The organism is Enterococcus sp. 12F9_DIV0723 (assembly GCF_002174375.1).
Lineage (GTDB): Bacteria > Bacillota > Bacilli > Lactobacillales > Enterococcaceae > Enterococcus_A > Enterococcus_A gilvus.
Genome location: NZ_NIBK01000001.1, coordinates 1832841 through 1858034 on the forward strand (window position 1 = coordinate 1832841; position 25194 = coordinate 1858034).

Sequence of the window (25194 nt, forward strand, 5' to 3'; positions counted from 1 at the left end):
GTTTACCATTTTTAATGAAAACTGTCATTTTTTTAATCCGGTTACTCCTATAACCAAAAAAAAAGACCCGTCGGCCTTTTTTTAATTATTTTGATTTATCACCAATATCCCGGCGATAAAAATAGTCTTTGGTAGTAGCTTCATCCAACGCTTGGTAAACTTTCTTTTGCGCTGCTTCAATCGTGTCGGCTTCTGCTTCTACTAAGAGTACTCGTCCGCCTGAAGCCACGGTTGCCTCATTCTTTTCAGCGACTCCTGCATAATAGACGGTCACTTGGTCATTGAAGGTTGGTATATCCATCCCTTTTTTATAGTCATTCGGATAGCCTTCTGCCGCCAATACGACGCCCACGGACGCTCGTTCGCTCCAAGTCAGCTCTGGCTTACGATTGTTCAGCAAATCATCAATGATCTGTGCAAGATCACTTGTCAGTCGAGGCAGGACGACCTGTGTTTCAGGATCACCAAAGCGAGCATTGAATTCAATGACTTTTGGTCCTTTTTCTGTCGCGATCAATCCAGCATATAAGATTCCTGTAAAGGGCGTATCATTTTTGATCATTCCTAAAGCGGCTGGCTTGACTATTTTTTCTAACGCAGACGTTACCATCTCTGAAGAAATTTGAGGGACTGGTGAATAAGCCCCCATCCCGCCAGTATTCGGACCTTGATCGCCATCATAAGCACGTTTGTGGTCCTGAGCGATCACCATTGGATAGACTTCTTCGTCCTTTACAAATGCGAGTAGTGAAAATTCTTCCCCCGCTAAAAATTCTTCCACCACGACTTTGTCACCACTCTCACCGAAGCGATGATCCGTCATCATTTCTTTCAATGCTTGCAGCGCATCGTCTAAGGTGAGTGCAACAGTAACGCCTTTGCCCGCTGCCAACCCATCCGCTTTGATGACGATGGGGGCGCCTTTTTCTCTGACATACGCGCACGCTGCCTCATAGTCAGTAAAGGCTTCATACTCCGCTGTCGGGATTTGATTGTTCACCATGAGTTTTTTCGCGAATTCCTTGGAACCCTCGATCATTGCGGCTGCTTTATTCGGACCAAATATTTTTAATCCAGCTTTTTGGAAATCATCCACGATCCCATTTAATAGCGGAATCTCAGGTCCTACAAAGGTCCAAGCGATGCCCTGTTCTTTTGCAAATGAGATCAGCGCTTCGTGATCATCTTCTGCAATATCGACGCGCTGAATCCCGTCCTTTTTCATGCCAGGATTGCCCTTTACACAAAAGACATCTGTTACCTTTGGACTTTCCAGCATTTTTTTCGCAATCGCATGTTCACGTCCACCGCTGCCAATAATTAATACCTTCATTGAATCCTCCTCAAATTAATGTTTGAAATGACGAACGCCTGTGAAGACCATCGCTACGCCATATTTATTAGCCATCGCGATTGAATCCTTGTCACGAATACTTCCACCCGGCTGAACGATCGCCTTGATTCCATGCTGTGCCGCGTATTCTACACTGTCATCCATTGGGAAATAAGCATCACTCGCTAAAACTGCCCCTTCCATCCGGCCTTTTGCCTCTTCAAGAGCAATTTTTACGGAGCCTACTCGATTCATTTGACCTGCACCAACGCCGACGGTTTGATGAGCGTTTGCGACAACGATCGCATTCGATTTTACATGCTTCACGGCTTTCCAAGCAAATGCCAATGCCTTCAGCTCTTCGTCTGTTGGTTTCCGATCTGTGGCTACTTCCCATTCTTCTGGAATTTCTGTCACAACATCTTGCTCTTGAACAAGCAATCCACCTAGAACAGACACCACTTCTTGCTGATCGCTGTTCGTGTTGCTGAAATCCAACGTCATTAAGCGCAGGTTTTTCTTGCTTGATAATACGTCAAAGGCTTCCTTGCTGAAGCTTGGAGCAATAATAATTTCTAAAAATAGCTTGTGCATTTCTTCTGCTGTTTCTAGGTCGATTTCGCGGTTTGCGACTAAGATACCGCCAAAGATAGAAGTAGGGTCTGCCTCATATGCAAATTGATACGCCTCTGCAATCGTTCGGCCGCTACCGATCCCACATGGATTCATATGCTTCAGTGCCACTACAGTAGGGTCGGAAAATTCTCTGGCAATACGAATAGCCGCATCGGCATCCTTAATATTATTGTAGGACAATTCTTTCCCGTGTAATTGTTCCGCACTGGCAATCGAATAAGAAACCGGTCGGGCATTTTGATAAAAAGCAGCCGTTTGATGACTATTTTCCCCATACCGCAGCGTTTGCTTCAGCTCATAGGTCAACGTCATTTTTTCTGGTTCCAGCTCTTCTACACGATTCGTTAAGTATTCTGCGATTAAGGCATCGTAGGCCGCAGTGTGACGGAAAACTTTCGCCGCTAAACGTTTCCGCGTTTCTAACGTAGTCGCCTGATTACTTTTCATTTCTGCTAACACAAGTGAATAATCTTCTGGATCAACAACGACCGTTACCGATGCGAAGTTTTTCGCAGCGGAACGAAGCATGCTTGGCCCGCCGATATCAATGTTCTCAATCGCTTCTGCCTCCGTGACGTCTGCTTTAGAGATCGTTTCTTTAAATGGATAGAGATTTACGCAAACAAAATCAATCGGCAGAATATCCTGCGCCTGCATTGCCTCTAAATGACTTGCTAGATCGCGGCGGCCTAATAACCCACCATGGATTTTTGGATGCAGCGTCTTCACGCGGCCGTCCATCATTTCTGGAAAACCAGTAACTTCGTCAATACTCAAGGTCGATAGTCCGGCATCGTCTAGTACTTTTTTAGTCCCGCCCGTAGAAATAATCTCAATCTCTGCGTCAATCAATCCTTTAGTAAATTCTACAATTCCGGTTTTATCTGAAACACTAATCAATGCTCTTGTCATTATGATTCTCCTTATTCATAGTAATGAATTCATTTTGTTTGTGAACGACTAAATACGTATATCGAATACCAAGCAATTAGGCATTTGACTTTCCAATTGAAAAGTTTTTCTCGCTTTTTCTTTACATTTGTAAAGTTTTAGAGCGATTCGCTTAGTATGTGTAAACTTCTCAGTTGTCAGATTCTTTTACAATTTCTGCTAAAACCTGAGGGTAAAGCTGGTGTTCAACTGCATGGATCTTCGTTTCTAAATCACTCAAGCTGTCTGTTTCAGCAACAGATACTTTCCCTTGAGCAATGATCGGTCCTGTGTCCACGCCGCGATCGACATAGTGAATCGTCACGCCTGTTTCCTTTACCCCTGCCTCATAGGCGTCTCTGATCCCGTGTAAACCTGGAAAATCAGGGAGCAGGGCTGGATGGATATTGACGATTCGATTCGGAAATGCTGTTAACAAGTCTTCGCCGATAATGCGCATATACCCCGCTAATACGACCAATTCAACCTCGTGATCCTTCAATTTCTTTAACAGGGCTGCTTCGTAACTTTTCTTATCAGGAAACTCTTTCAACTCGAAGCTCTCACAAGGAATCGAAAATTTCTTTCCTCGTTCTAACACATAGGCATCGCGATGATCAGAAAACAGCAAAACCAACTCGGCCGGGATCTCTTTATCTTTGACGGCCTGAGCGATCACTTCAAAGTTCGACCCATTTCCTGAAGCTAAAACGGCTATTCTCATATTTTTTTCCCTTTGAAAAGAATCGCTGCTTCCTCTTTTTTCGTCACTTTGCCGATTAGAAAGAAGGCTTCGTTTCGTTCAGTGAGATCCGCTTTGACAGCGTCTAATTTTTCTGGAGAAACAGCCAAGACCATTCCAATCCCCATATTGAAAATTTCGTACATTTCCATTTCAGGAATTTTTCCGTACTTTGCTAGCGCGTCAAAGATCGGTAAAACAGGCCACGCATCTAAGTGGATCTCGCAGGCCAATGCGTCCGGCAGCATTCTTGGTAAATTTTCTACAAAGCCGCCACCCGTCACATGGGCGATCCCATTCACTAATTCCTTTTTGATCAGAGGCATTACTGCGTCAACATAAATCTTTGTTGGTGTCAAAATTTCATCGCTGAGAGTGCCAGAAAGCTCCGGCAGCTTCTCGTCGTATGAAAAATGATTCGTTTCAAAGAAAATTTTCCGAACTAAGGAGTAGCCATTTGAATGAATTCCTGAAGAAGGCAAACCAACTAAGATGTCGCCCTCCGAAATTTTCTCGCCGGTGATCATTTGGCTTTTCTCAGCGATTCCCACTGTAAACCCTGCAAGATCATAATCGTCTTCACCATACATTCCCGGCATCTCAGCAGTTTCTCCACCGATCAAGGCTGCTCCTGCTTGCACACAGCCTTCCGCAACACCAGCAACCACTTGTTCCAATCGCGCGGGTACATTTTTTCCTGTTGCGATGTAATCTAGAAAGTATAACGGTTCTGCTCCTTGTGCTACGATATCGTTCACACACATAGCGACACAATCGATCCCGATCGTATCATGTTTGTCCGCCTGAATCGCTACCATCAATTTTGTTCCGACCCCGTCTGTTCCTGAGACTAGAACAGGCTCTTTTACATCGAATTGGCTCAAGTCAAAACAGCCGCCAAATCCGCCGATGGCACCCATGACGCCTAATCTTTCGGTCCTTTTCACATGCTTTTTGATACGCTCCACTACTTCATAACCGGCCTCAACATCTACACCAGCTCTGGAATATGCATTTCCCACTCGTTTCGCCCCTTATTCGTTTTTGTTGGTTCATTTAGAAAAACAGAAAATTTATTGACCCCTTTACCGCATCTATCATGCGCCTGGTCCTTTGATATCAGCCGCTTTAGACAAACGAAGTCTTTTCCTTCAGTGTTGCTTGGTAATGTGCCTCATAATCGTATAACGGTGTCGGATAGTCTCCGTTAAAATAGGCCATGCACAACCCTGAATAGGGTGCGTCAAAATGTAACCCAATAGCGTTGATCAGTCCTTCTTCACTTAAAAAAGAAAGAGAATCTGCGCCGATCAGTTCGCGAATTTCTTCAATTGAATGATTGGCCGCAATCAGCTCTTTGCGGGTTTGTATGTCAATCCCGTAAAAACAAGGATAGCGTAAAGGAGGCGAAGCAATGCGCACGTGAACTTCCTTCGCACCTGCTTCTTTTAATAAGTTTACGATGCGGCGGCTCGTTGTCCCGCGGACGATCGAGTCATCCACCATAATAACTCGTTTGCCCTCAACGACACCTCGGACAGCCGAAAGCTTCATCCGCACCCCTTGCTCCCGCAATTCTTGAGTTGGCTGGATAAACGTTCTGGCGACATATTGATTTTTTACTAACCCCATTTCATAAGGGATGCCTGATTCTTCTGCATAGCCGCTTGCCGCTGATAAGGATGAATTTGGGACACCCACCACCATATCTGCATCAATGCCGTCTTCCTGTGACAAAATGCGCCCCATGTTTTTGCGTGCACTGTGAACGTTCACGCCAGCAATGTTTGAATCGGGACGGGCAAAATAAATATATTCCATTGAACAAATGGCGTGTTGTGTCTCTTTCGTAAAGTGTTCGACTTTTAGGCCTTCATCGTTGATCGTGATGATCTCCCCTGGATTCACATCTTGAATAAACGTGGCCCCAACGACTTCCAGCGCACACGTTTCCGATGCTACGACATACGCGCCATTGACCATTTGTCCAATAGACAACGGGCGAAAGCCGTTAGGATCAAGTGCCGCCACCATCGATTCTTCTGTCAGCATCAGGTAAGCGAAGCCGCCCTTGACCGTGTTCAGGGCCTCCTTCATTCGTTCACACAACGTTTCCTTTTGACTGCGGCGAATCAAGTGCATCAAAATTTCAGTATCAGAGTTTGAATGGAAGATGGCTCCATCAATTTCCAATTCCTTTCGCAAACTTTTTGCATTGGTCAAATTTCCATTATGAGCTAACGCAAAATCCCCATCATAAAAATTGAATAGAAAAGGCTGGATATTATCGACACTACTGTTTCCCGCCGTCGCATAGCGCACATGACCAATCGCTGCCTGCCCTGTTAACTGGTTTAACTGGCGCTCATCTTTAAAGACTTCAGACAACAATCCTAGACCACGAGTACTCATTAATTTGCCGCTGTCATTACTAACGATTCCAGCACCTTCTTGACCACGGTGCTGCAAACTATGCAAGCCAAAATAAGTGACGCGTGCAGCATCTGGGTGACCCCAGATGCCGAAAACGCCACACTCTTCATTTAAACTTTTTACTTCATTAGACATGGAATGGCTTCCTCCCATAATTTTTCAGCTTCCTCTGTAGCGACTGTGATCTCACCGCCCACAGCGTTCATGCGTAGGTTCCCGGAATCCGTCACCTTTCCGACCTTCAAAGCTTTCTTCCCTGCTAAAGTCTCAAAGTCCACTTGCTTCTCTGGATTTACTGATAGAACAAAACGAGATTGAGTTTCTGCAAAAAGAGTTTCGATAGGCATATCTACAGTAATCTCAACACCTAAATGATTCGTGAATGCTGACTCAGCGATGGCTACTGCCAATCCGCCCTCTGCACAGTCATGAGCACTTTCAATGAGACCCGCTTTGATCGCGGCAAGAACGAAGTCTTGATTTGCTTTTTCGACAGCGAGATCAAAGTCCATCAATTTTCCTTCAATTTTTCCTGTTTGCATTTTTTGAATTTCAGTTCCATTGAAATCGTCCTTTGTTTCGCCAACAATATAGATCAAGTCGTCCGCATTCTTGAACTCCTGAGTCGTAATGTGAGCTAAGTCCTCGATCAAGCCCACCATACCAATCATTGGTGTTGGGTAGATCGCTTTCCCGTTCGTCTCATTGTACATGGACACATTTCCTGAAATAACTGGTGTATTCAATGTACGACAAGCCGCTGAAATACCGTCTGCCGAAGTCCACAATTCCCAGAAGCCTTCTGGTTTTTCTGGAGAACCGTAATTTAAACAGTCTGTGATCGCCAAAGGCTGTCCGCCAGAAGCAATAATATTACGTGCCGCTTCAGCAACTGCGATTTGACCGCCTACTTCAGGGTTCAAATACAGGTACCGAGCATTACAGTCAGTCGTCATCGCCAAGGCTTTATTTGTTCCACGAACCCGTAAAACAGCGGCGTCACTCCCGGGTCTGACAACCGTATTTGTTCGAACCTGAGAATCATAGGTCTCATAGATCATTCTCTTTGAAGCGATCGTCGGCTGCTGCAATAACGCCAATAATGTTTCTGTCCCATCAGAAACTTGTGGTTCAAAATCAGCCATCGCTGCGAATTCTTGGATACGTGCGGGTTCGCGTTTTTCATTTTCATACACAGGCGCATCTTCAGCCAATGCATCAACGGGCAAATTCGCGACTTCCTCTCCGTGATGATACAAGCTGTACATCCCGTCATCCGTTACCTCACCGATAGTCACTGCATCCAACTCATAGCGTTTGAACAATGCCACAACTTCCTCTTCATGCCCTTGTTCCACACAAATCAGCATCCGCTCCTGTGATTCCGAAAGCATCATTTCGTAAGGGGTCATCTGTGTTTCTCGCTGCGGGACATCATCCAAATACAGTTTTAACCCAGAGCCGGCTTTTGAAGCCATCTCTGAACTAGAAGAAACCAAGCCGGCCGCTCCCATGTCTTGGATTCCAACCAAAATATCCGAATGCTCTAAAATCAATTCCAAGCATGCCTCTAATAAAAGTTTTTCCATGAAGGGATCGCCTACTTGAACGGCTGAACGCTGTTGTTCTTCCCCTTCAACAAATTCTTCAGAAGCAAACGTTGCGCCATGAATACCATCTCGACCCGTTTTAGCCCCAACGTACATGATCGAATTGCCAACGCCCTTTGCTTGGCCTTTTTGAATATCCTTATGGTCGATCAAGCCCACACACATCGCATTGACTAATGGATTTCCCTCGTAACAAGCATCGAATGCCACTTCTCCGCCGACAGTCGGAATACCGATACAATTTCCATAACCACTGATTCCTGCAACGATTTCTTCTAATAAATACTTCGTGCGTGCGGTAGTCAACTCACCGAAACGCAACGAATCTAAAATAGCGATCGGACGGGCACCCATACTGAAAATGTCGCGAATGATCCCGCCAACACCTGTTGCTGCCCCCTCATATGGTTCGACTGCGGAAGGATGATTGTGGCTTTCTGCTTTAAAAACAACCGCTTGTCCATCACCAATGTCCACGATCCCAGCACCTTCTCCGGGTCCTTGCAACACTTGTGCCCCCTCTGTTGGGAACTTGCGTAATACAGGCTTCGAATTTTTATACGAACAATGCTCGCTCCACATAACAGAAAATAAGCCCGTTTCTGTATAATTCGGAAGGCGGCCAAGGATGTCCTCGGAAATCAGGCGATATTCCTCATCAGTCAACCCCCATCCAGCATAAATGCGCTGATCTTTGATCTCTTGAGCTGTAGGTTCAACTTTCATCATTAGTTTGCAGTCACCTTTCCAAAATTAGTTAGTATTGAAGCGAAGAATTTCTTTCCGTCATCAGAACCCAGTAATGTCTCCATTGCTCGTTCTGGATGCGGCATCATCCCTAAGACATTTCCTGCCTTGTTCGTGATCCCTGCGATATTTGCGACACTTCCATTGATGTTTTCACCTTCATAAGTGAAGACAATTTGATCGTTCGCCTTTAGCTCAGCCAAAGTTTCTTCATCGCAATAATAGCTTCCTTCACCGTGGGCAACAGGAATTTGGATCGTTTCATTCGCTTCATATTCAGAAGTAAATTTTGTTTGGTTATTCACAACAGTGAGTGGTGTGATCTTGCTGATAAATTTCAAGGAATCATTGCGACGCAGCGCACCAGGTAAAAGACCAGCTTCTGTCAGGATCTGAAACCCATTACAGGTCCCAAAAACAGGCTTTCCTTCTTCAGCAAACCGAATAACCTCCGACATGATCGCCGCAAACCGAGCGATTGCACCGCAGCGTAAGTAGTCTCCATAAGAGAATCCGCCTGGAAGCAATACACCATCAAACCCTTCTAGACTGTCGGAATCATATCGAACATACTCGCAATCAGCTCCCATGATTTCCTTCATTGCCCAGTACATATCTAAATCACAATTTGAACCGGGAAATACAATGACTGCAAATTTCATGCTACACTTCCTCCGCTGTCAAAATTTCGTAGCGATACGTCTCCATGTTTACGTTGGCTAATAATTTATCACAAACTTCTTCAATCATTTCTTCTACAGGGCGATCATTTTTCGCCACTTTGATTTCAAAATATTTCCCGATACGTACTTCTTCGATCTCATCATAGTCTAAACGATGAACCGCACCCTTTACTGCTTCTCCTTGGGGATCTAACACAGAATCCTTATACGTAACATAAACTTTCACAAAATACATTCTTATTCTCCTCGCTTTTCTAATCTATTTAGTACTTCTTGATATACCGGGATAATATCTCCTAAGTCACGACGATAAATATCTTTGTCTAAATGTTCCTTCGTTTTCTTGTCCCATAAACGGCAAGTATCCGGAGAAACTTCATCTGCTAGTAAAATCGACCCATCTTTCTGACGACCAAACTCTAATTTAAAGTCAATCAGCGTAATATCCATCGAGTCAAATAGCGCCGTCAACGCTTCGTCGACTTCTAAAGCCATTTTTCTCAACTGGGCAATCTCATCCGTCGTTGCAAGTTGCAGGAATTCAATATGGTCCTCAATGATCATTGGATCGTCCAGCGCATCGTTTTTATAATAAAATTCTACGATGGGTCTATTCAGTGGGGTTCCCTCTGGTATCGCCAATCGTTTTGAAAAACTTCCCGCTGCGACATTCCTTACCACTACTTCCAATGGAATGATCTCGACCGTCTGAATCAATTGTTCCTTCTCTGACAGTAGTTCGATAAAGTGATTGTTGATTCCTTTACTTTTTAAAAAATTAAAGATTTGAGCAGTGATTTGGTTATTAAGTTCGCCTTTACCGCTAATTTGATCTTTTTTTGCACCGTTTAAAGCAGTTGCCTGATTGAGGTATTCGACCCAAACAATCGCTGGATCGTCTGTTTTAAATAATTTTTTTGCTTTGCCTTCATACAATAAAGTCGTTTTTTCCACGTTAGTGCGCCCCTTTTTTCTGAACATTATGAAACATAATGTTCAAATCGTTCGTTTATCAACTTCATCTTTAGTGTAACAACTGCCCCTCACTTTTTCAAAGCTTTATCGGATATTATAATCATAAAAACTGTATAACGTTCGTGTTTTAGTTGATCCTATCACTTGGAATTATCTTAACCACTAAGAGATAACGTTTACATTTTAAGCGAATGATGCTATATTAAACTCGAAAGAATTAGATGGAGGAATCGCTTATGCTAGACGCGGGTGCAGCAGCTCATACATTTCTTAATTCAATGGAAGAAACAGAAAAACAACAATTGCTAAATGCCCTATTGGGACTAGATACTACACACAATCTCAATCAAGGAACCAGTTTTTACTCGTACCGAAATTTAAAAAAAATGTTGCATCCAAAGCAATCTCAAGCGATGCAATGTTTAAATTTCTCTAATCAAGCACAAGATACCTTAGTGATCAAACAATTTAAGGTTCATTCGTTTTTGAAGAATTCTTATCGGATCGAGATTCTATTAAACACCCATTCTTATGAGTACCAGTTGGTGGATTGCTTATTACAGGAACTTCATGAAAGTTGTTTCGTAGATGTTTACTCTTATGCGTGAAACAAAAAAATCTCTTGCCCTTCGGCAAGAGATTTTTTTATTTAAGACCTACGCGTTCAAATACGCTATCGACATTTTTCAAATGATAATTATAGTCAAATGCATCGTCTAAATCAGATTCAGACAATACCTTCGTGATTTTCTCATCTTCCTCAAGTAGCGGACGGAATTGCACTTGATGATCCCATGCGTAAGCTGTTTTTGGCTGCACTAGATCATAGGCTTCTTCTCGAGTCATTCCTTTATCGATCAATTTCAATAGCACACGTTGGCTATAAATCAACCCGAATGTCGCCTGCATGTTGCGCTTCATATTTTCTGGGAACACGGTCAGATTTTTAACGATCGTACCAAAGCGATGCAGCATATAATCCACAAGAATCGTTGTATCTGGAGTAATGATCCGTTCTGCTGATGAATGTGAAATATCGCGTTCATGCCATAAAGCCACGTCTTCAAAGGCAGTGATCAGGTGACCTCTTACAACACGGGCCAACCCAGTCATGTTTTCAGAACCAATCGGATTGCGCTTGTGAGGCATAGCAGAAGAACCTTTTTGTCCTTTTGCGAAAAATTCCTCCACTTCACGCGTTTCAGATTTTTGCAGACCACGAATTTCTGTCGCAAAGCGCTCAATTGACGTAGCGATCAAAGCTAGGCTTGAAAAGTATTCCGCGTGTAAATCTCTAGGCAATACCTGAGTCGATACTTCTTGCGGGCGAATACCTAATTTTTCACAGACATATTCTTCAACAAAAGGCGGGATATTCGCGAATGTTCCTACAGCCCCTGAAATTTTCCCAGCTTCTACCCCTTTAGCCGCATGCTCAAAGCGCTCGATATTGCGTTTCATCTCTGAATACCACGTCGCTAATTTCAGACCAAACGTAGTTGGCTCAGCATGAACACCGTGGGTCCGTCCCATCATTACTGTGTTCTTGTTCTCTTTCGCTTTTTCGCCGACAATAGTCAAAAAGTCTTGCAAATCTTGGCGTAAAATATCATTGGCTTGTTTGTACAAGTAACCATACGCCGTATCCACGACATCGGTGCTGGTCAATCCATAATGAACCCATTTCCGTTCTTCGCCCAATGTTTCTGAAACGGCACGTGTGAAGGCAACGACATCATGTTTTGTCGATTGCTCGATCTCTAAGATACGATCAATATCGAACCCCGCGTTTGCGCGAATCTTTTCAACATCTTCTTTCGGGATCTCACCAAGCTCTGCCCATGCCTCGTCGGCTAAGATTTCAACTTCCAGCCATGCTTTATAGCGATTTTCGTCACTCCAGATATTTCCCATTTCAGCTCTTGTATAGCGATCTATCATTGTATTCTCCCTTTTAACGTACTTGTTATTTCGATACTTTTCTTACGTAACGTTCGTAATCCTTTTACAACTGGTTTAATCCCACGTTTCCGTTTTCTTGATATCGTCTAGTGTTCGTTGGATGCTTTCAGTCAAGATAGTGACATGCCCCATTTTACGACCCTTTTTCGGCATGGCTTTACCATAATAATGAAAGTGCCAGTCTGGCCATAGATCAATCAATTCATAGGTTTTCAAGAGATTCTCCCCTAAGACATTGACCATTACAGCGTTTGATAATAATTTCGGTTCGCTTAAAGGCCATCCACAGATCCCGCGAATATGCGCATCGAATTGGCTCATGGTACAGGCTTCAATCGTGTAGTGTCCTGAATTGTGTGGACGAGGGGCGATTTCATTTACATACAACGCGCCTGCTTTGGTCAAGAAAAACTCCACACAAAGCGTTCCTACAAGGTCTACCCCACGAGCGATTACTTTCGCGATCCGGCTCGCCTCTTTTGCAACGGCTGCATCGATCCCAGCCGGTGCGATCGTTTCATGGAGAACATTGTTTCGATGGACATTTTCAACTACTGGAAATGTGACGTAATCGCCAATATTATTTCCTGCTACCTGGACAGACAATTCTTTTTCAAAAGGAATCCACGCTTCCAAGACGCAGGTTCCTTGACGCAAAAGGTTCATTGAAGGAGCCAAATCGGCCGTACTTTTTAAGACATATTGTCCATGGCCGTCATATCCGCCGCGCGTCGTTTTTAGGACACAAGGATAGCCGATTCCTTCAATAGCATCTTGAATATCCGTCGGACTAATAATTGTTGCATACGGTGCGATAACGATATTGTTGTTTTCCAAGAAGGATTTTTCCATTAAACGATCTTGGCTGATCGCTAACAAATCTGTCCCTTGAGGAATGTTTGCGTAATGTTGAATATGGTTGATCGTATCCACATCCACATTCTCAAATTCATACGTAATTACCTGTGATCTGCGGGCCATTTCTTCCAATGCCATCTGATCATCATAATCGGCCACAATGTGCCAATCGGATACTTGCGCAGCCGGACAATCCTCCGTCGGATCGATCACTCCTGTGCGAAAGCCCATTTCCTTTGCGCTGATAGCCATCATTCGGCCTAATTGTCCTCCGCCTACGATACCAATCGTAGAGCCTGGTTTTAACGATTTAACCAAGTTGCTCACTACTTTCCAATACAGTTTCTGTCATTTGCTGACGTTTTTTTTCTAAACGATCAGCTACTTTTTTATCATACATTGAAAGCATCTGAGCCGCAAGTAGTCCTGCGTTTGTTGCACCAGCTTTTCCGATCGCTGTGGTAGCCACGGGGACGCCTCCAGGCATTTGAACAATAGACAATAAGGAATCCAATCCGTTCAACGCCTTCGATTGAACCGGCACACCGATCACTGGCAAAGTTGTTTTTGCAGCGACCATTCCTGGCAAATGAGCGGCGCCCCCTGCTCCAGCAATAATCACCTTGATGCCGCGTTCTCGTGCCTTTTCCGCAAAGTCGAACATTAAGTCGGGTGTGCGATGCGCTGAAACAACACGCTTCTCATAAGAGATCTCCAATTCATCCAAGCTGTCACACGCGTGCTTCATTGTTTCCCAATCTGAGGTACTCCCCATAATAACTGCAATTTCCGGCTTCATAAATTGCTCCCTTCTAGTCACTAACTACCTGCTCCGAGCTGTTTACTTCAAGTCCTGTCATTCACTTTTCCTGACAGATCAAAATAAGAGACTCGATGAGCAATTGTTCTTTTATTATTCACGTTTATTCTAGCAAGTCCAATGTATGAAGTCAAAAGACAATTCGAATATTAATAGAGTTTTTTAATATATTGTTCGTGTTTTTATCGGATAAAAGAAAACACAGCCGAAGCTGTGTTTTGTTCAGTCGTTTTTCTCTCTTTTGTAGCCATGAAAGAGCAAATTCAAAACAATGGCAGATACGCTGCTCATCACGATGCCGTTCCCAGTAAACATTTGAACTGTTTCAGGGAGTTTTGAAAACAGCATTGGCATAGCGTTGAAGCCTAAGCCGAATCCAATAGAGATGGCGATAATCAAGAGATTTTTTTCATCATTATAATTGACCTTCGACAGCATTTTCATCCCTTGAACAGCTACCATACCGAACATGACCAGCATGCCCCCGCCTAAAACAGGCTCAGGGATGATTTGAGCTAATGCCCCGACTTTCGGGAAAAGTCCCAAGATAATTAAAAAGATGGCGGAGAAATAAATGGGACGTCGTGTTTTGATGCCAGACAATTGAACCAATCCCACATTTTGTGAAAAGCCTGTATACGGGAAGGTATTGAATAACCCACCTAAAATGACAGCCAATCCTTCAGCACGATAGCCGCGTTTCAAATCGTCTTCTTTTACTTCTTTCCCGACGATATCTCCTAATGCAAAGTACACCCCAGTTGATTCAACCATGCTTACGATTGAAATAATAATCATTAATAAAATAGAAAATGGCTCAAATTTGGGTGTGCCAAAATAAAAAGGTTGCGGAACATGGAACATCGGCGCATGTCCGATAGCTGCCAGGTCCACTTGACCTAACAGCGCAGCTAAAACACTGCCTCCGACTAATCCCACCAATACAGCGATCGAACGGATAAATCCACGACCAAAGACTTGCACAGCTAAAATCAATAGGATCGTTACAAATGCCAAAATCAAGTTTGTTGGATCACCAAAAGTTTTCGCCGCAGCATCGCCGCCGCCCATTTTAGTGATTGCTACGGGAATCAATGTTAGCCCGATCGTCGTAATGACCGTACCCGTCACGATTGGCGGAAATAATTTTTCTACCTTTGAAAAGAAACCGGAAATTAGAACAACGAATATCCCTGCGGCGATGATCGATCCGTAAACCGTTCCTACCCCATGTGTTTGACCAATCAGGATCAACGGCGCAACTGCTTGAATCGCACATCCTAAAACAACTGGCAAGCCGATCCCAAAAAACTTGTTGACTGTTAATTGTAAGAGCGTTGCTACGCCACACATAAAAATATCGATCGAAATCAAATACGTCATTTGAGCTTCATTGAATCCCAAACCTGTTCCGATCAAAAGGGGTACTGCGACCGCGCCAGCATACATGGCTAAAAGATGCTGCAAACCTAAAACTGCTGATTTTCCATTTCCTGTTTCACTTGTCACTCTATGCGTCCTCCTCGATAAACGTTACTTTACCGTCATGTAAGGAAGCGATTCTCGCTAAGGAAACAACTGGGATGCCCATGTCTTCAATCAGCTGACGGCCGTCTTGGAAGGATTTTTCAATCAAAATACCAATTCCGGCAACAGTTGCTCCAGCTTGTTGACACAGTTCAATCAATCCTTTAGCGGCTTGTCCGTTGGCTAAAAAATCATCGACTAATAAAACATTGTCCTCTGCAGAAAGGAATTTACGAGAAATCGAAATCGTGCTGGTTACTTGTTTTGTAAATGAATAAACCGAAGCTGTCAGCAGCTCTTCATCCATCGTCAAGCTTTTCGATTTGCGAGCAAAGATCATTGGCACCTTTAATGCTTGAGCGGCGTATACAGCAGGTGCGATCCCTGAAGCTTCGATCGTCACTACTTTAGTGATGTTTTTCTCTTCAAACACTTCTGCTAAACGTTTGCCCATGGCATCCATCAATTCAGGGTCTACTTGGTGTGTCACAAACTCATCCACTTTCAATACGCCCTCACCTAAAACGCGGCCATTTTCCTTGATGCGATCTGTCAATTCTCTCATTATTATTTCTCCTTTTCTTGTCGTTTTTTGATTAATACAAAAAACGCACCTCATCTGCAAAGCAAAAAAGGTACGTAACCGTACGATTTTTACTTATAGTCTTGCGTTTACGGCACAAGGTAGAAACTGTCATCCATATTATGACGATATATAAGTTCACTTCTAATGAAAATTTTCACTGAAGTTTATGAAATATGAAAATATTATAGCAGATTGAAACGATCTGTAAACTGGAATTGCTTTAAATGAGAAGATTGATAGTTGAATTCCATGACTGTCTCACTTTAAAAAAAGTGTTTTCCTATTCTTTGATGGAAGAAAGACAAGTGAAACAAGGAATCGATTCAAAATAATTGGCATTCATTCCTCAATTTGAGATGATTAGATCACTATCAGAAAGAGACAAGGAGGCTTTTCCATTGATTGATTTCTTTTCCATTTCAAATAAAGGCATACAAGAAAGTACCACCGAAAAAAATTGGTTATCTGTCTCCAATCCTACAGACGAAGAAAGAAACCGTTTGCGGAAGGATTATAACCTGCCTGGAAATTTTTTCTCATTGGGTGAAAAGTATTCCAATGTGTCCTTTTTCAAGAAATTCCAGACAGAAAATGATACCCCTCTCTGCTTGATGTTGTTTGTTAATATTGAGTCTATCGACGAACCAGAATCCCTATCTTCGACCGTTACCGTGTTCCTCACTTCGGATGTCTTGATCACCGTGAGTGAACAATCACTGATGGATGAAGTATTGCAGTCTTATCAATCGGAAATCTTTACTAAGGCTGGACTGATTCTTCACTTGCTGCAAACCATCAACCAGCACTATCTGACATTTTTGAAGGAACAACGAAAAACCATCGAAGAAATCAGCCAAGGGACCTCCAACGGCTCCAATAAAAACATTCTCGAATTAACGACGCACACCGAGAAAAATCTTGTTTATATCGACAACCTCTTGAAGGAGCAGCGGAAAACCATTAACCAGCTACTAGATTCACGTCTTGTCTCTTCCGATAGAGATTTAGCGATCGAAATCGAATTGCAGACAAAGCAAGCAACCACCTCTGTGCAGATCTATCGCGAAATGCTGAGTTCGATCAGCGGCTTGATCGACAGCATGATGGACAACCGACTAAACCAATTAATGAAGTTTTTAAATACGGCTTCTTTGCTTCTCGCACTGCCCACACTTATCTTCAGTCTATGGGGGATCAATACAGGCGGACTCCTATGGCATGATTCTGAAATAGGCTCAATCATGGTCGTCCTTTTAGCATTGATCGTCTCCATTGTCAGCGGCGTTTACTTGTTCAAAAAAGATTACGATGCTTGACTGATCCCTAGGTTATAAAATCAAATAAAAAGCCGATCGGCATTTTACTATTCAAAAACATAGTAAATCGTCGATCGGCTTTACATTTGTAAAGTATTTCTCTAAAAAACTTTACATTTAAATTTTAATGGTTTCTTCTATTTCAATTCGTTCGCTACTGAGAAGTGTCCAATAACATCTGTAATACGGTTCAAGTCTACGTTCCCGCCGGATACGACAGCAACCACTTTTTTGCCGTTTACATACTTGTCTACTTTTCCAGAAAGAATCGCTGCCGTTGCTAAAGCGCCCGCACCTTCAACGACAATTTTTGTACGTTGGATCAAGTCTTTCATCGCTACTTCGATTTCTTGTTCAGATACAGTAACCATATCATCCACTAATTCTTCAACAACTTCAAACGTCAAGTTTCCTGGAAATTCTACTGCACAGCCGTCAGCGATCGTTGCGGCTTTTTTATAGCCAACTTTTTTCCCTGCTCGGAATGAAGCAGTCATCCCATGGATATTGTCTGCTTGGACCCCAATGATATTGATGTTTGGATTGAATGTTTTCATTGCTACTGCAATACCAGAGATCAAGCCGCCACCGCCGACAGGTACGATAACAGTGTCCACATCCCAAATTGAATCCAAAATTTCAAGACCAATCGTTCCTTGACCAGCCATGACATATTCATCATCATAAGGAGGAATGTAAGTTACGCCTGTTTCTTCAACGATTTTTTCGCAATAAGCTTTCGCATCGTCAAAACCAGAGCCGTGAAGGATCACTTTTGAGCCGTAGCCTTCTGTTGCTTCCACTTTCGCTTTCGGTGCAGTTTCCGGCATAACGATCGTGCTTTCGATTCCTAGTAATTTAGAAGTCAATGCTACGCCTTGTGCATGGTTCCCAGCCGAAACGGCGATAACGCCTTTGTCTTTTTCCGCTTGTGTCAAATGTGCGATTTTGTTAAACGCCCCGCGGAATTTGAAGGACCCTGTTAATTGCATGTTTTCTAATTTCATGAAAACTTGTCCGCCAGTGTTTGCAGTCAAGAACATTGATTGAATCAACGGTGTGACACGTCCATATTGTTTTACGACATTTTTTGCTTCATGAATATCTTCGATAGATACAGGCAGCTTTGTCATTGTGTCCGTCATTATAAAACATCTCCTATTTCAGTAAAAGGTACGTCAATTGAATCTGCTAACGCTTTGGAAACAACTTTTCCATTATAAACACTTAATCCTGATACTAATGATTCATCTGATTTCAATGCTTCTTCTAAGCCTTTCACACTAACATCTTTAAGGAAAGAAATATTTCCTTTCGCTAATGCGATCGTTGCTGTTCTTGGTGTAGCACCTGGCATATTTGGAACTGCATAATGGATGACTCCGTGTTTCGTGAATACTGGATCTGCATGGTTCGTTGGTTTGTCGATCGTTTCAACTGTACCACCTTGGTCGATCGCGATATCCACGATCACAGAACCTGGTTTCATCGATTCAACCATATATTCTTTCACTAATTTTGGTGGTTTTGCTCCTGGAATCAAGACTGTTGAGATAAATACATCTGCTTCTTTGATTTTTTCTTCCAAGTTTTCAGTATTTGAAACAAGTACATCTACATTATGATCTTTGTAGCGCTCTTGCAATTGTTTGATGCGGTTTTCGTTGACTTCAAGAATGATGACGTGGCAGCCAATCCCAACAGCCATATCTGCTGAGTTTTCCGCAGCGTTCCCGCCACCTAAGATCACAACAGTTCCTGCTTCAACACCTTCGATACCAGGAAGCAAGATGCCTTCTCCGCCGTGTTGTTTTTCTAAATAATATTGACCCAAGTTTACAGCACGTCGTCCAGCGATCGCACTCATTGGTTTCAATAATTCTAATACACCGTTGATTGAGATGTTTTCACCAGATAAAGCGGTCACGCCAACTTCCATCATTTTCTCAACACAGGCTTTATTTGCAGCTAAATGCAAGAAGCCCCATATAATTTGACCTTTTTTGAAATAGTGATATTCACTTTCCATTGGTTCTTTTACTTTTACGATTAAATCCGCTGTCCACGCTGTATCTGTGTCTACGATCTTTCCGCCAGCTTCAACATATTGTTCATTAGTAAAACCTGATCCAGCACCCGCATGGTCATCGACCAATACTTCGTTGCCTGCTTCTACTAAAATTTTTACATTTTCAGGTGTCATACCTACACGAGCTTCACCTTGTTTTGGATCTTTGATTACGCCGATTTTCACAGTAAATCACTCCTACAAAATTATTATTGAAGTTCTTTAACTTCAGAACATGTTTAATATATCACAATGCCTTTTTTAAACAACAAACACGACTCAAGTGTTATTGATATCTCATTTTTTCAATAACCCCGTTCATTTTACCGACTATTTTTTTCTCAAAACACTGTTAAATCAGCATTCTTAAATAAGAATACTTTCATTTTGTATTTTTTTATTCTCTTTAAAAAGTTCTTTTAATAAAAAAACGTGCAATCGCTTGCACGTTATTGTGTGATTTTTCTCATTTGTCTTAGCATTTGAATCGTGCATTTGAATGAAAAAAAGGCTGAGGAATTATTCCTCAGCCGTTGTTTGACAATCTGGATACAAACCATAAACTTCTAAACGATGCTTATTGATTTGATAACCTGTCAATTTACTTGATGCCATTTCTACATCTTCTAATCCAGGATAGAAAAAGTCAACAATCTTTCCACATTCTGTACAAATTGCATGATAATGCTGCTTGTTCGTGAAATCAAAACGACTTGCTGCATCCCCGTAATTCATTTCCTGAACGATGCCGATCTCAACGAACTTTCTCAAATTGTTGTACACTGTAGCCACACTCATATTTGGGAAGCGGCTTTCTAGCGAACGGAAAATCTCATCAGCTGTCGGATGATTACGGTACTGGATTAAATACTCCAAAATGGCATAACGTTGTGGCGTAATACGAACTCCGCCGGTCTTTAACTCTCTGACCGCCTGATCTACTGCCTCATTTACCATATAAGCCCCTCCTGTTTGGATTATCTATTAAAATGATACTATTATCTGAGGGGAAATACTAGTTGGATTCAAAAATTAATGACTTTCATAAACATATTGGTTTTATTCAAACAACTCAGTAGACAAGTAACGTTCGCCATTATCTGGCAACAGAACCAATACTTTCTGATTACGATCCATCTTCTTCGCTAATTCGATCGCTGCAAACAATGCTGCGCCTGAAGAAATCCCTACAAGAATCCCTTCTTTTTTGGCGATCTCTCGTGCCGTTTCCATACTATCGCTAGCTTTGACCGGCAACACGTCATCATAAATGTCAGTATTTAAAATTTTCGGAACAAATCCTGCACCGATTCCTTGAATCTTGTGGGGACCTGGTGCGCCACCTTCTAAAACTGGAGATTCTTCAGGTTCGACCGCGTAAATTTTGATGTTTGAATACATACGTTTTAGTTCATTACCGACACCTGTAATTGTTCCGCCTGTGCCCACACCAGCCACAAAAGCATCCAATCCATTTTTTTCAAATGCATTGGCGATTTCTCTCGCTGTCGTTTGTTCGTGCACTTTTGGGTTCGCAGGATTGTCGAATTGAGCTGGCACAAACCAACCATTTTCCTCTGCTAATTGCGACGCTTTTGCGATTGCGCCCTTCATTCCTTCTGGACCAGGTGTTAAGACAAGATCAGCACCATAAGCCTTCATCAATTTGCGACGCTCAATACTCATGGTTTCGGGCATAACAAGTGTAACAGGATAGCCCTTAGCTGCACCTACCATCGCCAACCCGATGCCTGTGTTTCCAGACGTAGGCTCGATAATCGTCATACCTGGTGTTAATTTTCCTGATTTTTCTGCGTCTTCGATCATTCTCAGAGCAATACGATCTTTCACACTTCCGCCAGGATTAAATGATTCCAGTTTAACATAAACCTGCGCCATATCATCCGTCGTCATATTTCTGAGTTTTACAATAGGCGTCTCACCGATGGTATCCAAAATTGAATTATAAATTTTTGTCATTTTTTCCTCGCTCCATTCCTTACCTTATGTAAGTTTATACTAACGAATAATGGGCAAAGAAGCGAGAATTTCGCCTTTAAAAATTGTGAATCCCTTCGATTTTTTCGCTTTTCAGAAAGAAAAAAGAGCTATTCTGAATCTTAACAGAAAACATACTGATATTTATGACAAAATCGATGCAAGAAAAAGATGGAGCAAGCTGCTCCATCTCTAATTGATTAAATGACGATCGTGTCACCAGGCATAATCGTTGAATCAGAACTCCAACCATTATCTGCTAATAACTGATCTACACTGATATTAAATTTCTCTGCGATCCCCCAGATCGAATCTCCAGATTGTACCGTGTAGGATTGACCACTTGCTTGCGATGTGCTCGCAGTTTCTGTTGATTGAGCCGTATTTTGAGTCACTGCCGATTGTGCCTGATCGGTCGTTTGGACTGCTGTCCCGGCTCCTGGTGTGTCAAAGCGAGTCAGGTTGTACGTCTGAATCAAAGAAATTAATTTCCCTGCATAACCTGGATCTGTCGCATATCGACCCGTTAAGTAGACAGCGGCATCTTGATAGCTGTTCGTGTGGCTTTTCCATGCCCCAGCGTAATATGAACTCGCTAAAAGACTGGCATGTGCTTGGAAAGACTCCGCATAACTGCTATATACGGCAAAAGGTTCATTCATCGTGACCCATTGGCCGTTTAAATATTCCTTCGTGCTCATGGTAACAGAAGGGCCGCCGCTATATTCCTTAACGCCAAACAAATTGTAATACGGCGCAGAAGACAATTGAGAAGAGCCAAAGCCTGTTTCGACTAATGCCTGTGCTACCATGATCGACGCATAGAGATCACTGGATGCAGACACTTGCATCGCAGAAGCGCCGAGTTGCTCGATGAATGCTGATTGGTTTTGTACTTGACCCATCTCAGCAGCATTTGCTTTCACGGTATTCATCGTTAAAACAGCGGGAGAAAGAATCATGGCTGTTCCTAATAACGGCACTGTTTTTTTGGCAGTCTTTATTCGTTTTTCCTTTTGCTGCGTTCTTATATAATTATACTTTTCGGTACGTGTTTTATATTGATTCATTATATACCTCCAGGAAACTTTTGCAGAGCTCCTCATTTTTGGTTACTTTAAAAGTATAATGCAATCACAATTAACAAACAATTTAAACACCATAAATTCACTAATTTGTCATTACTTCGTAACATCCGTAATGAAATAGTTGTTATATTTCTGTTTGAATACACTTGCTTTTTTTATAACTGTCTAATTATAAAAAAAAGAACGAGTCATCAAGATATCATTTCTCGATGATTCGCTCTATTGTTCTTTTAATCGTCGTTTGTATAACGCTTAGTCGTTTATTGGTTCATTTTGAAAGACTAGTTGGTCATCAAACAATTCGATGGAGACCTTTGTTTTCGGCATGACACGCCCCGCAATTATTTCTTTTGCTAAAGGTGTCTCTACTTCACGCGTTATAAACCGTTTTAAAGGACGCGCTCCGTATTGCGGTTCATACGCCTTTTCAGCAATCCAGCTTTTCGCATCTTCTGTAATAGCCAATTGAATGTCTTGTTCCTCCAATCGCTGAGACAAATGCTGAACGATTTTCTCAACAATTCCTTTTACATCCTCTAAGCTCAATGGTGTAAAGAGAATCGTATCATCAATCCGATTCAAGAATTCTGGTTTGAAATGTCCGCGTAATAGACTTAGTACTTGCTCTTTCGTCGCTTCTGGAATTTCTCCATCTGCCGTCACACCCTCTAACAATACCTGTGACCCGATGTTGCTGGTCATGATCAAAACAGTATTCTTAAAGTCCACTAAACGTCCTTTAGAATCTGTCAAACGGCCATCGTCTAAGACTTGAAGCAAAATGTTGAATACATCTGGATGGGCTTTTTCGATTTCATCTAATAGGATAATCGTGTACGGGTTGCGACGAACCGCTTCTGTCAATTGGCCGCCTTCCTCGTAACCGACATAGCCTGGAGGCGCTCCTACTAAACGAGACACCGAATGCTTCTCCATGTACTCACTCATATCGATTCGTACCATATGATCCTCTGAATCGAATAAGTTTTCTGCCAACGCTTTTGCCAGCTCTGTTTTTCCGACCCCTGTTGGTCCTAAAAATAGGAACGAGCCTAGGGGGCGATTAGGATCTTGCAAGCCTGCACGTGATCGTAACACCGCATCACTTACTGCATCCACTGCTTCTTCCTGTCCGATGACACGCTTATGGAGCGTACTATTCAAGCTTAGAAGTTTTTCTCTCTCGCCTTCGACTAATTTTGTCACAGGAATACCAGTCAAACGTCCCACGACTTGCGCGATTTCGTTTTCGGTCACGGCTTCCTGAACCATTCTGATGTCATTCTTTTGATTTTTTTCTTCCAGATCGGCCAGTTCTTTTTCTAAATTAGGAATGGTGCCGTGACGGAGTACTGCTGCACGTTCGAGATCGTAATTGTTTTCAGCATCTTCTAATTCATGCTTGGCTTGATCAATTTCAGCCCGTTTATTCGAAACAACATTTACTTCCTCTTTCTCCGTTTCCCATTGCAACTTCATGGCATTGGTCTCTTCACGAAGATCTGCCAACTCTTCTTGCAAGCTAGCCAAACGTTTCTTACTTGCATCGTCGCTTTCTTTTTTCAAAGCAGCTTCTTCGATTTCAAGTTGCATCAGCCGACGCGTCACCTGATCCAATTCCGTTGGCATCGAGTTCATTTCTACACGAATACTTGCGCTTGCCTCATCCACTAAGTCGATTGCTTTATCCGGTAAAAATCGATCCGTAATATACCGATCAGACAAAGTAGCGGCTGCCACCAGTGCATTGTCATGGATGTTTACACCGTGATGGATCTCAAAGCGTTCCTTCAACCCACGCAAAATACTGATCGTATCTTCAACGGTAGGTTCCTTAACAAGAACTTTTTGGAAACGACGCTCCAACGCTTTATCCTTTTCCATATATTGACGGTATTCATCCAATGTTGTAGCACCGATCAAATGAAGTTCACCGCGAGCCAGCATAGGCTTCAATATATTTCCAGCATCCATACTGCCTTCTGTTTTTCCAGCGCCGACAATCGTATGAATCTCATCGATGAACAATAAAATTCGCCCATCTGATTTTTTAACTTCCTTCAATACAGCTTTCAGACGTTCTTCAAACTCTCCTCGGAATTTCGCTCCAGCGATCAAGGAACCCATATCTAAAGAAAAGACCGTCTTATCTTTCAGATTCTCTGGTACGTCCTTTCTTACGATTCGTTGGGCAAGACCTTCAACGATTGCCGTTTTACCGACACCTGGCTCGCCAATCAAGACAGGATTGTTCTTAGTTTTACGTGAGAGAATCCGAATCACATCTCGTATTTCTTCGTCTCGGCCAATGATAGGGTCTTGTTTTCCATTTTTTACTTGCTGGACTAGATCCACACCGTATTTTTCTAACGCTTTGTAGGTTTCTTCTTGATTTTGTGAGGTCACTCGATCTCCTCCTCGTATGTCTTCAATGTTTTTTCGTACTTCTTTTTCATTTAATCCCTGCGCAATCAAATATTTCGTCAAGGAATAATTTTTCAATTGCATCAATGCTAATATGACAATTTCCGTTGATAGAAAATCATCTTGAAAGTTCTCGCGTAGTTTGTCTGCCTCATTCAGCAAGTTAAATAAATTTTGACTAAGGTTTTGCCCATATTGGACATTACCACCACTAACCGTTGGGTAGTCATCTAATGCCTTGTCTACTTCTTGCTCGAATCGATCAACGTCGATTCCCGCATCCGTATAAAAGTTGCGCCCAAAGTGATTGGGTTGCAAAAATATTTTCCATAGATGCGCAATGTCGATTTCTTGATGTTTTCTTGTTACAGCAATTTGTTGCGCTTCCGCAATTGCTTCTTGTAAAGTTGTCGTCATTTTTTCGATATTCATAGTCATACCTCCGACAGATTTATTCA

General features: G+C 42.5%; 22 protein-coding genes and 1 riboswitch. Of the genes, 2 read left to right on the forward strand and 20 right to left on the reverse strand.

The window, feature by feature from the left end; translation table 11 throughout:
* Nucleotides 1-85: 85 nt before the first annotated feature.
* From purD to purC, 9 genes are all read right to left on the reverse strand, one after another.
* On the reverse strand, nt 86-1333 hold the full coding sequence (gene purD, locus A5868_RS08690; protein ID WP_086303743.1) for a phosphoribosylamine--glycine ligase: 1248 nt from the start codon (nt 1331-1333) through the stop codon (nt 86-88).
* Between the two features lie 15 nt (nt 1334-1348).
* The gene (gene purH / locus A5868_RS08695) at nt 1349-2881 is read right to left on the reverse strand and encodes a bifunctional phosphoribosylaminoimidazolecarboxamide formyltransferase/IMP cyclohydrolase (RefSeq protein WP_086303742.1); all 1533 of its coding nucleotides are present in this window, start codon (nt 2879-2881) and stop codon (nt 1349-1351) included.
* Between the two features lie 169 nt (nt 2882-3050).
* A complete protein-coding gene (purN, locus tag A5868_RS08700) occupies nt 3051-3623 on the reverse strand; it encodes a phosphoribosylglycinamide formyltransferase (protein WP_010780682.1) in 573 nt (190 codons plus the stop codon).
* The gene (gene purM, locus A5868_RS08705; protein WP_086303741.1) at nt 3620-4663 is read right to left on the reverse strand and encodes a phosphoribosylformylglycinamidine cyclo-ligase; all 1044 of its coding nucleotides are present in this window, start codon (nt 4661-4663) and stop codon (nt 3620-3622) included. Before purM ends, purN begins: the two co-directional genes overlap by 4 nt.
* Nucleotides 4664-4769: 106 nt before the next feature.
* A complete protein-coding gene (gene purF, locus A5868_RS08710) occupies nt 4770-6209 on the reverse strand; it encodes an amidophosphoribosyltransferase (RefSeq protein ID WP_010780680.1) in 1440 nt (479 codons plus the stop codon).
* Nucleotides 6194-8413, reverse strand: a complete 2220-nt coding sequence (gene purL, locus A5868_RS08715; RefSeq protein ID WP_086303740.1) for a phosphoribosylformylglycinamidine synthase subunit PurL — start codon at nt 8411-8413, stop codon at nt 6194-6196. Before purL ends, purF begins: the two co-directional genes overlap by 16 nt.
* Entirely contained in the window at nt 8413-9093 is a 681-nt protein-coding gene (purQ, locus tag A5868_RS08720) for a phosphoribosylformylglycinamidine synthase subunit PurQ (protein ID WP_086303739.1), read from the reverse strand. The genes purL and purQ overlap by 1 nt, the downstream gene beginning before the upstream one ends.
* A 1-nt stretch (nt 9094) precedes the next feature.
* Nucleotides 9095-9349, reverse strand: a complete 255-nt coding sequence (gene purS / locus A5868_RS08725; protein ID WP_086303738.1) for a phosphoribosylformylglycinamidine synthase subunit PurS — start codon at nt 9347-9349, stop codon at nt 9095-9097.
* A 2-nt stretch (nt 9350-9351) separates the two neighbouring features.
* Nucleotides 9352-10068: a phosphoribosylaminoimidazolesuccinocarboxamide synthase gene (gene purC / locus A5868_RS08730; RefSeq protein ID WP_086303737.1), complete on the reverse strand. Its 717-nt coding sequence runs from the start codon at nt 10066-10068 to the stop codon at nt 9352-9354.
* A gap of 257 nt (nt 10069-10325) precedes the next feature.
* Between purC and A5868_RS08735 the strand changes: the two genes are divergently transcribed.
* Nucleotides 10326-10697: a hypothetical protein gene (locus A5868_RS08735; protein WP_086303736.1), complete on the forward strand. Its 372-nt coding sequence runs from the start codon at nt 10326-10328 to the stop codon at nt 10695-10697.
* A 37-nt stretch (nt 10698-10734) separates the two neighbouring features.
* On the opposite strand, the gene purB is transcribed toward A5868_RS08735, so the two are convergent.
* The 5 genes from purB to A5868_RS08760 all read right to left on the reverse strand — a co-directional run bounded on the left by purB (nt 10735) and on the right by A5868_RS08760 (nt 15821).
* Complete coding sequence (purB, locus tag A5868_RS08740) at nt 10735-12030, reverse strand: adenylosuccinate lyase (RefSeq protein ID WP_086303735.1); 1296 nt, start codon at nt 12028-12030, stop codon at nt 10735-10737.
* Between the two features lie 75 nt (nt 12031-12105).
* Nucleotides 12106-13227, reverse strand: coding sequence for a 5-(carboxyamino)imidazole ribonucleotide synthase (gene purK, locus A5868_RS08745; RefSeq protein WP_174293644.1), 1122 nt, complete (start codon nt 13225-13227; stop codon nt 12106-12108).
* The gene (gene purE, locus A5868_RS08750; protein ID WP_010780672.1) at nt 13220-13708 is read right to left on the reverse strand and encodes a 5-(carboxyamino)imidazole ribonucleotide mutase; all 489 of its coding nucleotides are present in this window, start codon (nt 13706-13708) and stop codon (nt 13220-13222) included. Before purE ends, purK begins: the two co-directional genes overlap by 8 nt.
* Nucleotides 13709-13951: 243 nt before the next feature.
* A complete protein-coding gene (locus tag A5868_RS08755) occupies nt 13952-15238 on the reverse strand; it encodes a nucleobase:cation symporter-2 family protein (RefSeq protein ID WP_086303734.1) in 1287 nt (428 codons plus the stop codon).
* A 1-nt stretch (nt 15239) separates the two neighbouring features.
* Entirely contained in the window at nt 15240-15821 is a 582-nt protein-coding gene (locus tag A5868_RS08760) for a xanthine phosphoribosyltransferase (protein WP_010780670.1), read from the reverse strand.
* Nucleotides 15822-15897: 76 nt separating this feature from the next.
* Nucleotides 15898-15995, reverse strand: a riboswitch (purine riboswitch).
* Nucleotides 15996-16240: 245 nt separating this feature from the next.
* Between A5868_RS08760 and A5868_RS08765 the strand changes: the two genes are divergently transcribed.
* Nucleotides 16241-17158, forward strand: coding sequence for a magnesium transporter CorA family protein (locus A5868_RS08765; protein WP_010780669.1), 918 nt, complete (start codon nt 16241-16243; stop codon nt 17156-17158).
* A gap of 137 nt (nt 17159-17295) precedes the next feature.
* Here A5868_RS08765 and tdcB read toward each other — a convergent pair whose 3' ends face one another.
* The 6 genes from tdcB to clpB all read right to left on the reverse strand — a co-directional run bounded on the left by tdcB (nt 17296) and on the right by clpB (nt 25168).
* Nucleotides 17296-18303, reverse strand: coding sequence for a bifunctional threonine ammonia-lyase/L-serine ammonia-lyase TdcB (gene tdcB, locus A5868_RS08770; protein ID WP_010780668.1), 1008 nt, complete (start codon nt 18301-18303; stop codon nt 17296-17298).
* Nucleotides 18303-19412: an alanine dehydrogenase gene (gene ald, locus A5868_RS08775; RefSeq protein ID WP_010780667.1), complete on the reverse strand. Its 1110-nt coding sequence runs from the start codon at nt 19410-19412 to the stop codon at nt 18303-18305. Before ald ends, tdcB begins: the two co-directional genes overlap by 1 nt.
* Nucleotides 19413-19745: 333 nt before the next feature.
* Nucleotides 19746-20183, reverse strand: a complete 438-nt coding sequence (locus A5868_RS08780) for a Fur family transcriptional regulator (protein WP_087654152.1) — start codon at nt 20181-20183, stop codon at nt 19746-19748.
* 102 nt (nt 20184-20285) lie between these two features.
* Entirely contained in the window at nt 20286-21206 is a 921-nt protein-coding gene (cysK, locus tag A5868_RS08785) for a cysteine synthase A (RefSeq protein ID WP_086303733.1), read from the reverse strand.
* A gap of 218 nt (nt 21207-21424) precedes the next feature.
* Nucleotides 21425-22294, reverse strand: a complete 870-nt coding sequence (locus tag A5868_RS08790; RefSeq protein WP_086303732.1) for a glucosaminidase domain-containing protein — start codon at nt 22292-22294, stop codon at nt 21425-21427.
* Nucleotides 22295-22564: 270 nt separating this feature from the next.
* Nucleotides 22565-25168, reverse strand: a complete 2604-nt coding sequence (gene clpB / locus A5868_RS08795) for an ATP-dependent chaperone ClpB (RefSeq protein ID WP_086303731.1) — start codon at nt 25166-25168, stop codon at nt 22565-22567.
* Between the last annotated feature and the right edge of the window lie 26 nt (nt 25169-25194).